The 11,403-nt window shown below is 58.3% G+C and carries 13 protein-coding genes and 1 pseudogene; 7 read left to right on the forward strand and 7 right to left on the reverse strand.

From position 1 onward, the window contains the following. Nucleotides 1–134 precede the first annotated feature (134 nt). The 5 genes from AC07XF_RS08580 to AC07XF_RS08600 form a co-directional block, all read right to left on the reverse strand. The gene (locus tag AC07XF_RS08580; protein WP_495026154.1) at nt 135–584 is read right to left on the reverse strand and encodes a Spy/CpxP family protein refolding chaperone; all 450 of its coding nucleotides are present in this window, start codon (nt 582–584) and stop codon (nt 135–137) included. A 219-nt stretch (nt 585–803) separates the two neighbouring features. Further along, a complete protein-coding gene (locus AC07XF_RS08585) occupies nt 804–1,481 on the reverse strand; it encodes a response regulator transcription factor (protein WP_007984138.1) in 678 nt (225 codons plus the stop codon). 7 nt (nt 1,482–1,488) lie between these two features. Then, nucleotides 1,489–1,902: an SH3 domain-containing protein gene (locus AC07XF_RS08590; protein ID WP_495026155.1), complete on the reverse strand. Its 414-nt coding sequence runs from the start codon at nt 1,900–1,902 to the stop codon at nt 1,489–1,491. A gap of 110 nt (nt 1,903–2,012) precedes the next feature. Then, nucleotides 2,013–2,312, reverse strand: a complete 300-nt coding sequence (locus tag AC07XF_RS08595) for a YciI family protein (protein WP_108218598.1) — start codon at nt 2,310–2,312, stop codon at nt 2,013–2,015. 1 nt (nt 2,313) lies between these two features. After that, nucleotides 2,314–2,910 carry a septation protein A gene (locus AC07XF_RS08600; RefSeq protein WP_495026156.1) on the reverse strand — a complete coding sequence of 199 codons (597 nt, stop codon included), beginning with the start codon at nt 2,908–2,910 and terminating at the stop codon, nt 2,314–2,316. 87 nt (nt 2,911–2,997) lie between these two features. Here AC07XF_RS08600 and AC07XF_RS08605 point away from each other — a divergent pair, with 87 nt between their 5' ends. From AC07XF_RS08605 to scpB, 4 genes are read left to right on the forward strand one after another with little or no spacing between them, the layout of a single operon-like run. Continuing rightward, nucleotides 2,998–3,861, forward strand: coding sequence for a PHP domain-containing protein (locus AC07XF_RS08605; protein ID WP_495026157.1), 864 nt, complete (start codon nt 2,998–3,000; stop codon nt 3,859–3,861). Between the two features lie 13 nt (nt 3,862–3,874). After that, nucleotides 3,875–4,504 (forward strand): L-threonylcarbamoyladenylate synthase, encoded by a 630-nt coding sequence (locus AC07XF_RS08610; RefSeq protein WP_489388701.1) that lies wholly within the window; start codon nt 3,875–3,877, stop codon nt 4,502–4,504. Further along, the gene (locus AC07XF_RS08615; protein WP_007984128.1) at nt 4,505–5,323 is read left to right on the forward strand and encodes a segregation and condensation protein A; all 819 of its coding nucleotides are present in this window, start codon (nt 4,505–4,507) and stop codon (nt 5,321–5,323) included. A gap of 11 nt (nt 5,324–5,334) precedes the next feature. Beyond that, on the forward strand, nt 5,335–6,318 hold the full coding sequence (scpB, locus tag AC07XF_RS08620; RefSeq protein ID WP_495026158.1) for an SMC-Scp complex subunit ScpB: 984 nt from the start codon (nt 5,335–5,337) through the stop codon (nt 6,316–6,318). 28 nt (nt 6,319–6,346) lie between these two features. Here scpB and AC07XF_RS08625 read toward each other — a convergent pair. Beyond that, a pseudogene (locus tag AC07XF_RS08625) lies at nt 6,347–6,436 on the reverse strand (metal ABC transporter ATP-binding protein); the annotation flags it as partial. Between the two features lie 177 nt (nt 6,437–6,613). Between AC07XF_RS08625 and rluB the strand changes: the two are divergent. Together rluB and AC07XF_RS08635 are read left to right on the forward strand one after the other, a co-directional pair. Beyond that, nucleotides 6,614–7,834: a 23S rRNA pseudouridine(2605) synthase RluB gene (gene rluB, locus AC07XF_RS08630; RefSeq protein WP_007984125.1), complete on the forward strand. Its 1,221-nt coding sequence runs from the start codon at nt 6,614–6,616 to the stop codon at nt 7,832–7,834. A gap of 607 nt (nt 7,835–8,441) precedes the next feature. After that, nucleotides 8,442–9,152: a response regulator gene (locus tag AC07XF_RS08635; RefSeq protein ID WP_495026159.1), complete on the forward strand. Its 711-nt coding sequence runs from the start codon at nt 8,442–8,444 to the stop codon at nt 9,150–9,152. A 275-nt stretch (nt 9,153–9,427) separates the two neighbouring features. Here AC07XF_RS08635 and AC07XF_RS08640 read toward each other — a convergent pair whose 3' ends face one another. Then, nucleotides 9,428–10,915 (reverse strand): sensor histidine kinase, encoded by a 1,488-nt coding sequence (locus AC07XF_RS08640; protein ID WP_495026160.1) that lies wholly within the window; start codon nt 10,913–10,915, stop codon nt 9,428–9,430. Between the two features lie 72 nt (nt 10,916–10,987). Here AC07XF_RS08640 and AC07XF_RS08645 point away from each other — a divergent pair, with 72 nt between their 5' ends. Then, nucleotides 10,988–11,365 (forward strand): hypothetical protein, encoded by a 378-nt coding sequence (locus tag AC07XF_RS08645; RefSeq protein WP_495026161.1) that lies wholly within the window; start codon nt 10,988–10,990, stop codon nt 11,363–11,365. Nucleotides 11,366–11,403: the final 38 nt, after the last annotated feature.

Below are 11,403 nucleotides of genomic sequence, written 5' to 3' on the forward strand. Positions count from 1 at the left end.
TGCTCGCGAAGGCGGTGTGTCAGTCAACAAATGCTTTAACTGGCAAACCGCCTTCGCGAGCAAGCCCGCTCCCACATTAGATCAAAAAACATCAGACCCAACGGTGACGAGCCATTGGGTCCGGGGTTAACGCATTATTGCGTTTTTTGCGGTTGTTGCGCTTTCCAGGCTTTGAACTCGGCCCATTCAGCGCGACGTTCGGCCTGTTTTTTCTGGATCTCGTCGAATTTCTTCTGTTGATCCGGTTTCAGCACCGCGCGCACATCGGCTTCGGCTTTCTGATGCTTGGCGGCCATTTCGTCTTTCATGGCTTTCTGGTCGGCTGGCGAGAGTTTCTCCAGGTACTTCTCGACCAGTTGCTTACGCTCGTGCATCTGCTCGCCCATGATCTTGCGGATCTGCTCGCGCTGTTCGCGGCTCAGGTCCAGTTGACTGTACGGGCCTTTGCCGTGCATGCCGTGCATCTGACCGCCGTGGCGCGAACCGTCCATCGGCCCATCCATCGGGCCTGCGCCTTCAGGCATGGCCATGGCAACGGTCGGCAGGGCAGCAGCGAACATCAGAGCGATAAGAGTCTTGCGCATGGTGTATCTCCTTGTCTCGTTCCCGGTACGTTCCGGATGAGTACAGATTACGCAGATCAAGGTCAGCGGCGGTCAGCGGAGGGTAAAGCTTGGGTAAAGACAGTTTTTTACCTTCCTGACAAAACAAAACCCCTGTAGGAGCTGGCTTGCCAGCGAAGAGGCCTTTGAGCCAAATGAAGACGCCTTCGCTGGCAAGCCAACTCCTACAGGTGTCGGGTTTTACAGGCTGTAGTAATAGCCGCGGCTGCGCAGGGCGACGATGCGCGGCCGGCCATCGGGGTGTGGGCCGATCTTCTTGCGCAGGTTGCTGACGTGCATGTCCAAGCTGCGGTCATACAGGGTCAGCTTGCGGCCGAGGGCGATCTGCGCCAGTTCCTGTTTGTCCAGGGGTTCGCCGGGTTGCTTGAGCAAGGCCTCCAGCAGGCGGCTTTCGGAGACAGTGAGGGTGAATTCCTGCTCGTCGATGCTGACCACCCCGCGCACCGGGCTGAAACACAGGTCGCCCAGTTCCATCTGGCTGGACACCGCTGCCGGGTGGCTACGGCGCAGGACGGCGCGCAGGCGGGCGGTCAACTCTCGCGGATCGCAGGGTTTGGCCAGGTAATCGTCGGCGCCGAGTTCCAGGCCGAGGATACGGTCCAGGGGCTCGCCCCGGGCCGAGAGCATCAGCACCGGCAAATCCGGATGATCGCTGCGCAACTGTTTGAGCAGTTCCAGGCCGCTGCCATCGGGCAACATCACATCCAGCACCACGGCCGCCGGGGCGGTTTCGGCCAGCGCCCGGCGTGCGCTCTGGCCATCGTGACAGGCACGTACCTGAAACCCTTCCTGGCTCAGCCAACTGCTCAGGAGCTCACACAGCTCCTGGTCATCATCAATAAGTAACAGCTCGCTCATGACTCACTCAATTTAGCCATTGTCGACGTTTTCGACTTGCTCCACTGGCGAAGATACCGCAGAGCAGAGCCAATAGCGCTACCCCGGCGCCAATGACAAACCATTGTTGCTGGTCGGTCAGCAGGCGCGGCAGCGGACTGCTGGCCTGGGCTTCCTTGAGTTGCAGCTTCAAACGCTGGTTCTCCTGGCGCAACCGGGCCAGCAGCGGGCTTTCGCGTTCGCTATCGGCAGTTTGCAACTGTTTGTTCAGTTCTTCCCGTTGCCGTTCGCTATCTTTCAAGCGTTGCTGCAACTCGGTGATCTGGCTGCCGGCGCTCAGGGACAGCGGCGTCGAACCAGCACCATTGGCGCTCTCTTCACCGTGGGCGGGCGCCACGATCGACAACGTGACCAACATCAGACACAACGGACTCTTGCGCATCACGACTCCTGATTCCAATACGAGTATTGGGCAAGTTGTCGGCCGGCAAACGAGAATAATGAGCGATTGAGAACGCGATGAACCGACAAGGTTCATCGCGGGGCGGGATTTTACGGCAGGACTTGCTTGAACGGCTTGACCAGAACGTTGGCGTAGACGCCTGCGGCGATGTACGGATCAGCGTCGGCCCAGGCCTGGGCGGCGCTCAGGGAATCGAATTCGGCGACGATCAGGCTGCCGGTGAAACCCGCCGCGCCCGGATCATTGCTGTCGACCGCCGGGTTTGGGCCGGCCAGAACGATGCGGCCTTCGCCCTTGAGCACTTGCAGGCGCTCAAGGTGTGCAGGCCGTGCGGCCAGGCGGGCTTCCAGGGAGTTGGCGACGTCTGTGGCAATGATTGCGTAAAGCATGTCAGTCCTCGGTTTTTGGCGTAGTGGTGTCGGCGTCGTGCAAATGGCGGGACAGGTAGATGCCCTGGCCGACCAGGAACAGCAAAGTCATGCCCAGGCTGCCGAAGACCTTGAAGTCGACCCAGTAGCTCTGGAAGGTGAACGCGACAAACAGGTTGGCGGCACCGCAAAACAGGAAGAAGACGATCCAGGCGATGTTCAGGCGCGTCCAGACTGCGTCAGGCAGCGTCAACGCATGACCCATGATGCGTTTGATCAGCAGGCTGTCACCGACGAAGTGGCTGCCAATGAACGCCAGGGCGAACAGCCAGTTGACCACCGGGGCTTTCCACTTCAGGAACGTCTCGCTGTGGAACGCCAGGGTCAGGCTGCCGAAGACCAGGCAGGCGATCAGGGTCAGCCACTGGCTCTTCTCCAGCTTGCGCTGCTTGATGAACAGCGTGCCGTAGACCACCAGGGAACTGACGATCAGCATCGCGGTGGCGCTGTAAATACCGCCTACAGTGACCTCATGGCCGGCGACGTCGACGACCCGTGGATCGATTTTGAAGACGATGAAAAACAGCAGGAGCGGGATGAAATCGATGAATTGTTTCACAGTGGCAGCCAGAAGCAGGATGTGGCGGCATAATAACAAACATATGGGCGCGCGATAGCGCCAGCTGATTTGAGGTTACAAAGCCCTGTGAATGTTGATTTGCACTGCCATAGCACGGCCTCCGATGGCGCCCTGGCGCCTGCGGTTCTGGTGGCGCGAGCGTTCGAGAAAGGCGTGCGAGTCCTGGCCTTGACCGATCACGACACCCTTGAAGGCCTCGACGAGGCCCGGCACGCGGCCACCGCGTTGGGGATGCAACTGGTCAATGGCGTCGAATTGTCTTGCACCTGGGGCGGTGCGACCATTCATGTATTGGGCTACGGTTTTGACGTGAATGCCGCGCCGTTGGTCGAGGCCATCGCCAAATTGCATGATGGCCGTTGGCTTCGCTCCGAGGAAATCAGCCGCAAACTGGCGTTGAAAGGCATGCCGGGGGCGCTTGACGGTGCCCGGGAGATCCAGCAGGAGCTGGGCGACAGCGGTAACGCGCCGGCCCGCCCGCATTTCGCCGACTGGATGGTGCGTGAAGGTTTCGTCAAGGATCGCGCCGAGGCGTTCCGCAAATGGCTGGGCGCCGGCAAGCTGGGTGACGTCAAGCAACACTGGCCGACCCTGGAAGAAACCGTCGAGACCCTGCGCGCGGCCCAGGCCTGGGTCAGCCTGGCACATCCCTGGCACTACGAATTCACGCGCAGCAAGCGTCGTCGCCTGATTGCCGACTATATTCAAGCAGGGGGCCACGCCATCGAAGTGGTCAATGGTTATCAGCCTGCCGAGCAAGTGGGCAGCCTGGCCATTCTGGCCCGCGAGTTCGGTTTGCTGGTCAGCGCGGGCAGTGATTTTCATGGCCCGGGAGGCTGGTCGGAGATCGGTGAATACCGGCCACTCCCGGAGGATCTGCCGCCGCTATGGTGTCGATTCAAACATGACCCAATTATTGCCGCCGTCTGAACAGGTAGAGAATGTGAGTCAATTTTTCCAGATTCATCCGGAAAACCCGCAAGCGCGCCTGATCAAACAGGCGGTCGAAATCATCCGCAAGGGCGGGGTGGTGATATATCCCACAGACTCTTCCTACGCCATAGGTTGCCAGATCGGCGACAAGGTGGCCGTGGAGCGCGTTCGGCGCCTGCGGCAGCTGGATGAGAAACACAACTTTGCGCTGATCTGCAGCGACCTGTCGCAATTGGGCCTGTTCGCCAAGATCGACACCGGTACGTTCCGCATTCTCAAGGCCCACCTGCCGGGGCCGTATACCTTCATCCTCAACGCCACCCGCGAAGTGCCGCGGCTGTTGTTGCACCCGAAGAAACGCACCATCGGTTTGCGCGTGCCGAGCCACCCGATTGCCCTGGCGTTGTTGGCTGAACTGGGCGAACCGTTGATGAGCGTGACCCTGATCATGCCAGGCGATGAAGACCCGTTGAGCGACCCGCATGAAATGCGCCAGTTGCTCGAACACCAGGTCGATCTGATCATCGACGGCGGTTTCGGCGGGATCAAAGCGTCGACCGTGATCAACCTCGCCGACGGTGAGCCGGAAGTCATCCGCGTTGGTTGCGGCGACCCTGCGCCGTTCATGGTCGAGGCCTAGATGTCTGCAGTAGAACCCGTCGACAGTCAGGCCGGAGCCCAGCAGGAACTGCCCTTCGCCATGGTCTATGGCCAGGCGGTCATGGAAATGCCGCTGGACCTGTACATCCCGCCGGATGCCCTCGAGGTCTTTCTCGAAGCGTTCGAAGGCCCCCTCGACCTGCTGCTGTACCTGATTCGCAAGCAGAACATCAACATCCTCGACATCCCGGTGGCGGAAATCACCCGCCAGTACATGGGCTACGTCGAGCTGATGCAGTCGGTGCGCCTGGAACTGGCCGCCGAGTACCTGGTGATGGCCGCGATGCTGGCCGAGATCAAGTCGCGGATGCTGCTGCCGCGGGCCGAAACCGTCGAAGACGAAGAGGAAGATCCGCGCGCCGAACTGATCCGCCGCTTGCAGGAATATGAGCGTTTCAAGGCTGCCGCCGAAGGCATCGATGGCCTGAGCCGCGTCGGTCGCGACGTGGTGGTGCCCAAGCTCGACGCCCCGGAAGCCCGGGCACGCAAGTTGTTGCCGGACGTGCGTTTATCCGAGTTGCTGCTGTCCATGGCCGAGGTATTGCGCCGTGGCGACATGTTCGAAAGCCATCAGGTCAGCCGCGAGGCGTTGTCTACCCGAGAACGCATGAGCGATGTGCTGGAGCGGCTCAAGGGCGGCGGATTCGTGCCGTTTGTCGAGCTGTTCACCGCTGAAGAAGGGCGCTTGGGAGTGGTGGTGACCTTTATGGCGATCCTTGAATTGGTCAAGGAATCCCTGGTCGAGCTGGTGCAGAATGAGCCATTTGCCGCGATCCATGTGCGAGCCCGAGCCGAATAACGAGTCGAAACATGAACCTGACTGAACCCCGTGATCTGGCACCCTTGCTTGAAGCCTTTCTGTTGGCCTCGGGAAAGCCGCAATCCCTGGAAAGCCTGTTCGAACTCTTCGAAGAGGGCGAGCGGCCGGAGCCACCGGTCTTCAAGAAGGCCCTGGCGATTCTGGCCAAGTCTTGCGATGGCCGCGCGTTTGAATTGAAGGAAGTGGCCTCGGGGTATCGCCTGCAAATTCGCGAGAAGTATTCTCCGTGGGTCGGACGTCTGTGGGAGGAGCGCCCACAGCGGTATTCCCGCGCCATGCTCGAAACCATGGCGCTGATTGCCTATCGCCAGCCGATCACCCGCGGCGAAATCGAAGACGTGCGGGGCGTGGCGGTCAACAGCAACATCGTCAAGACGCTGATGGAGCGCGAGTGGATCCGTATCGTCGGCCACCGCGACGTACCCGGGAAACCGGCGATGTTCGCGACCACCAAGGCGTTCCTCGATCACTTCAACCTGAAAAACCTCGACGACTTGCCACCGCTGGCGGAACTACGCGAGTTGGAACCGGACCCGGTGCTCGATTTCGACGACGCGCCCGTACCCGCCGGGTTGCAAGAGTTGGCCGACGCCAGCGCCGAGCCGGAAGAGCCCAAGGAGGAGACCAGTTTCCACACGCTGTTGCTGGAGCTGGACAGCATGGAGGAGGGGCTCAAGACCGACTTCGACGACTTGCTGCGTGATGGTGCCGGGTTTGCGACTGATGAAGAGCCGGTGGAAGTTGAGCTGCAAACCGACGTTGCGCAGGTCGAGCCAGAGCCAGAGCCCGAAATGGAACCGGAGCCGGATCAGGAAGATGACATCCTTGGCGTTGCCGAAGCCCGCGAAAAACTGCTGGCTGCCGTTGCCGCCCTTGAACAGCCGAAACCCGAGCCGGAACTGTCGGACGAAGAAGCCGAAGCCCTCGCTCTGGCGCAAGCCATCGAAGCCGAACGCCGCCAGTTCGAAGATTGACGCGATTCTTATGAACAATGGAGATTCACTGTGGGAGCGGGCTTGCTCGCGAAGAGGGCGTGTCAGACGACATCTTTGTTGGCTGACCTGACGCCTTCGCGAGCAAGCCCGCTCCCACAGGGGGATTGTGTTCACAGCAAAGCCTCGCACCACCGGTCGGCGGAAAAAGAAATAACCTTGCGTTGATCAGCTAGTCTCTGGTGCGCAATCGCCCGCATGCGCGTATGATTCGCGACCCTTCGGCGATCCCTTCGCCAAAGTACCCAGTTTTAAGACCACACCGGGAGGTGCCCAGATGAGTATCAAAGACCAGCAAGACGACCAGCCAATCGGCCCAGCAGGCGAAAAACTGCAGAAAGTCCTCGCCCGTATCGGCGTCGGCTCGCGCCGTGACGTGGAAGCCTGGATCAGCCACGGCCGCATCAAGGTCAACGGCAAAGACGCCACCCTTGGCCAGCGTGTCGACATGCACGACGCCATCACCATCGATGGCAAGGTGATCAAGCGCGAAGAGGCCGCCGAGTCGGTGCGCCGCGTGATCATGTACAACAAACCCGACGGCGAAATCTGCACCCGTGTCGATCCGGAAGGCCGCCCGACCGTGTTCGACAAGATGCCGCGTCCGAAAGAAGGTCGCTGGATCAACATTGGTCGCCTCGACATCAACACCACCGGTCTGCTGATGTTCACCACCGACGGTGAACTGGCCAACCGCCTGATGCACCCTTCCTACGAAATGGACCGCGAATACGCGGTACGTGTGCGTGGCGAAGTCGATGACGAGATGATCGAGCGTCTGAAGGCGGGCGTCGTCCTTGAAGACGGCCCGGCCAAGTTCACCGATATCAAGCAGGCGCCGGGTGGTGAAGGTTTCAACCACTGGTACCACTGCGTGGTAATGGAAGGTCGTAACCGTGAAGTTCGCCGTCTGTGGGAATCCCAGGGCCTGGTGGTCAGTCGTCTGAAGCGCGTGCGTTTCGGTCCGGTGTTCCTCAATTCTGACCTGCCGATGGGCCGCTGGCGCGAAATGAGCCAGTACGAAGTCGACATTCTCAGTGCTGAAGTCGGCCTGACGCCGGTCGCGATGCCGCAAATGAATGCCAAGAGCAAAGACAAGCTCGATCGGATGCAGCGCAAGTCGTCGCGTCCGATGGCCAAGACCGAGCGCGTGCGTACCCTGCGTCCAGCCGCCGGGGCTCCTGCCGCTCCTGTTGCTCCACGTGCAAGCCGCGAGCCGCAGATCGAAGGTGAGCGTCCAGGTCGCAAGCCTGCTGCGCGTCAGGACGGTGAGCGCGGTCCACGCACACCACGTCCGGCCAACGGCCGTACCGAGCGTGGCGAAGGCCGTGGTACGCCAGTAGCCGATCGCCCGGCCGACACCAAGCGTCCGGCCAAGCCTGCGCCAAAGCGTCCGGGGATCAAACTGGTCGACGGCGACACGCCATCGGGCAAGCGTCGTGGCGCACCGGCCGGTTCCGGCCAGCGTCCGGGCTTTGGTCGTCGCAAGCCGGAGTGAGGCAGCGATAAGCTGCAAGCGACAAGTTAAAAACGCCAACCTTCGGGTTGGCGTTTTTTTTTGTGCGTCCGGCTCGATATCGCGGGGCAGGGGATCAACTGCGCGACGTTCGCTGCCAACGTGAGCATAACGGCTGATGGGGCGGACAGGGTGGTCCACTTCTAGCCGAGCGCTGTCATTCTGTGACTGGCTGGTTTTCCGAGTGGCTGTTTGCCAGAAGCGGCCCTTCTCGACCAGTTAAATTCACGTCGCCTCAGGGCAAGCAGACCCTACCAAAAGCGGTCGGTGAAACAGGGTCGCTACCACCTCCAAAAATGGGGCATTACACCCACCCAACCGGGTGTTTATCACCTGATTTGAGGAATATTCCCCGCTCACCCGTTCTCTCGCTTGAACACTCAGAAACAGCTTGTTAATTAATTTAAGCTTTTTCTTCGCCCTGTCGTAATGGCTCATTTGTTGCAGCACCCCCTGGTACCTGCAATAGCTGTCGTCCCGGACATCATGGAGACGGCGGGGCTTGTCAGATTCGGCGTGGCGCGAGGGGTGGAAAATGCAACGCGCGACACCACCATGCAACTCCATTGCCTCTTATGAGGAGCTTCCTATGAGTTCCATGATCAAGATTGGCATCGTTGATGATCACCCGCTGTTAAGGGATGGGGTCTCAATGGCGCTGAAGAAAATAGCTGACTTTCAGGTGGTAGAGCAGGGCGGTTCTGCCGATGAGGCCGTGGAAATTGCCGCTCGCTTTGCTCCGGATGTTTTGCTGATGGATGTAAACATGCCGGGCGATAGCTTTGCTGCCGTACGAGCGATCTCGGCTTCTTGGCCGGCAGTTAAAATTTTGATGCTGACGGTATCCGAGTCCATCGAGGACGCATATTCCGCTCTCGAAGCGGGCGCGCAGGGATATGCGTTGAAAGGCATAAGCGGTCGTGAGCTTGTACAAGCCATCAGAAATGTTGCCGGTGGTGAAACCTTCATTACACCCAAACTTGCCAGCAAGCTGTTAGGCAATTTCAGAAAGTACGCGGGTGATAAGCAAAAGGTCGAGCTGACCCATCGCGAAGAACAAGTTATCCGGGAGGTATCGAAGGGCCTGACTAACCGCGAGGTGGCTATCAAGCTTGAGCTCTGCGAGAAGACAATCAAGCACTACATGACGAATGTCATGTACAAGCTGCGCGTTCGTAACCGGACGCAGGCAGTCGCAGCAGTGAGACGGCATTGGGAAAGTGACCATATACCTAGCTTATGTGGTGCTCTTCAACGTCGCGACTTGAATGGCAGCGCTAAATCAAATAGCGGGCCATAAGCGCTAATGCCAGTCAGTTAGGCAATTTCAGCCGCGACACCCTTTGTAGCAGCTGCCGAGCCCGCGAGGCGGCGTTCGGCTGCGAAGCAGTCGTGAGTCCAGCTGACGCGGCCTGCCTGACGTACCGCAATGACTGATTTTACGACTGCTTCGCAGCCGGACGCGGCCTCGCGGGCTCGGCAGCTGCTACAGATCGCATTACCGTTTAACTGATCGGCATTAGCCATAAGCGCTTCCGGTTACTTGAGTGCAACGATCATTTTTGGCACGGGTGATCAGATTTTGAACTGCGCCCTGGCTTTGGTTCCGGCATGGGGTGTCGATTCAATGGTGAATATTCCGCCGAGGGATTCGACGCGATAGCGCATGCCGACAAGGCCCAGGGGAGTTCTACCTCGACCTGGCACACTCGGTTTCTCGGTTGAAATACCCACCCCCGCATCCTCGACTTGCACTTCCAGTAGCCCTTCGGAGTGAGAGGCGCTGAGTTTTTGGCCTTTTCCTCCGGCGTGAATATAGGCATTGTTCAATGCTTCCTGAGCGAAGCGGTAAATACAAATTTTATGCGCTATCGGTACATCGTCTGGAAGCGTATCAAGTTCCAGTTCGACTCGGGTCTCGGTTCGCTCTTCGTGCCGCTCGGCAAGTAATACCAGCGCATCGTGCAGGGTCAGATCATTGACTTCCGGAAGTGCCAGGCCGAGTGATATTCCCCGCACTTCGTTTAAAGCATCCTCGCCGGCACGCCTGATCATTTCGAGGACTTCCCCATCTGAGGCGCCTTCCGAATCTTCGAGCTCTTCAAGGCGAAGGAGAATAAGTGACAACAGCTGAGCAGGACCATCATGAAGATCTGCCCCGATCCGGCGAAGAGTGAGTTCATTGATTCTGGAGAATTCGCGATTGGCTGTAGTGATTTTGTGCTGAAGGGCGGCATTATTCGAGTGCAACTTGGCTTGCTCATCCATTTGCTGCTTTATTATCTTGTCGCCACGCCGAACGATAAAAAACAACAGCAAAAGCATGGCCATCGTTGCTGTACCAACAATCGCCCATACTTTCTCGCGAACGTTATTGATTTCGCGCTGTAACGCTTCCGCGGTTTCATAAAACTCACCAATCGCAATAATCTTTCCAGTCCCCGCTTCGCGCAGTGGAGCAAAAATTTCATAGAGCGGAATATTCAGGCTTCGCTCAAAAGCATCCTCAATATCATTCGCAGTAAAATCTTCAAGATCATTGTCCAGTTCTGTATAGATCTTGCCTGTCAGCGCCTGTGAGATCTCCTCTGTCGGAAAAACTTTCAGGACCGCGGATTTGTCGGTGCTGTAGACAATCGTGCCGTCTGGAAGCCAGATCTTCACCGAGACAACATGTGTACTGAACGAGGTGCTGGACAACAGCTGATCAATGGTCTGAATAGTTCCATCGGGAAGTGCTTTGGCAGTGGTCAGTCCTTGGACGAAAGGTTCGAGAAAGTTCGCCATGTAACGCGCCCCTGCCTCTGCCGCAGTTTGGACCGTTGCATCTTCGATACTCTGGCTTACGAGGTTTCCAACGAACGTCATGGTCAAGCCCAGAATTATTGTGGCGGAGATTACGAACTGGGTTGAGCGGCTCAAATGGCGCAATTTCGCACGGGGGCCCTGTCTCCCTGGCACTCCACCACTGGACGTTTGGCCAGCCTCTGATCCGACCAAGGTCTGATCCGATTCATCGACCAAGGTCTCAGAATTTGATTGGGCTTTTGTCTCTGTACACATCTGGGTAGCCCCTCAATACTCATTTTCAATGGAGTGTAGAGCTAGCGTTTGAGGTTGAAGGCGGGAGGCGCGATGAATAATTTAAAAAGATTCTCGATCCATCTGGATAATCGCTATTTCCGGCAACAACAGCCGGGGGTTATTACCAATAGTGTGGTCGGCCAATCGCGCCCTGTACTGTCACCTTACGGCCATACAGGCCAGGATGGAAACGTCTTCACGCTTGGCGTTCAACATACTGGTCAAATTGTGATGGATGCCAATTTGCGCATGGATAAAAGGCTTGTTGACGAAGCCGCATGGACGCAGAACCGTGCCATCACCCTTCAGGAAATCCCGGTATATGGCGATCTTCGCGAGCATATTCCGGCCAATGACGCTGATCGCTGGATGTGTGGCATCTGTATCAAGCCCCCTATGTCCGAGACAGCATCATGTACAGACGCATAGAGCCCCGATTCGTGAAGGGGCCTTTAGTAAGTTGCACC

This window comes from Pseudomonas sp. GW821-FHT01C01, assembly GCF_059422645.1.

What these genes read in the sequence shown, in the direction of transcription:
- AC07XF_RS08585 (WP_007984138.1), bottom strand. Translation starts at nt 1,481, where the DNA reads ATGAGCGAGCTGTTACTTATTGATGATGACCAGGAGCTGTGTGAGCTC.
- rluB (WP_007984125.1), top strand. Translation starts at nt 6,614, where the DNA reads ATGAGTATCAAAGACCAGCAAGACGACCAGCCAATCGGCCCAGCAGGC.
- AC07XF_RS08615 (WP_007984128.1), top strand. Translation starts at nt 4,505, where the DNA reads ATGTCTGCAGTAGAACCCGTCGACAGTCAGGCCGGAGCCCAGCAGGAA.
- AC07XF_RS08595 (WP_108218598.1), bottom strand. Translation starts at nt 2,312, where the DNA reads ATGCTTTACGCAATCATTGCCACAGACGTCGCCAACTCCCTGGAAGCC.
- AC07XF_RS08580 (WP_495026154.1), bottom strand. Translation starts at nt 584, where the DNA reads ATGCGCAAGACTCTTATCGCTCTGATGTTCGCTGCTGCCCTGCCGACC.
- AC07XF_RS08635 (WP_495026159.1), top strand. Translation starts at nt 8,442, where the DNA reads ATGAGTTCCATGATCAAGATTGGCATCGTTGATGATCACCCGCTGTTA.
- AC07XF_RS08645 (WP_495026161.1), top strand. Translation starts at nt 10,988, where the DNA reads ATGAATAATTTAAAAAGATTCTCGATCCATCTGGATAATCGCTATTTC.
- AC07XF_RS08590 (WP_495026155.1), bottom strand. Translation starts at nt 1,902, where the DNA reads ATGCGCAAGAGTCCGTTGTGTCTGATGTTGGTCACGTTGTCGATCGTG.
- AC07XF_RS08640 (WP_495026160.1), bottom strand. Translation starts at nt 10,915, where the DNA reads ATGTGTACAGAGACAAAAGCCCAATCAAATTCTGAGACCTTGGTCGAT.
- scpB (WP_495026158.1), top strand. Translation starts at nt 5,335, where the DNA reads ATGAACCTGACTGAACCCCGTGATCTGGCACCCTTGCTTGAAGCCTTT.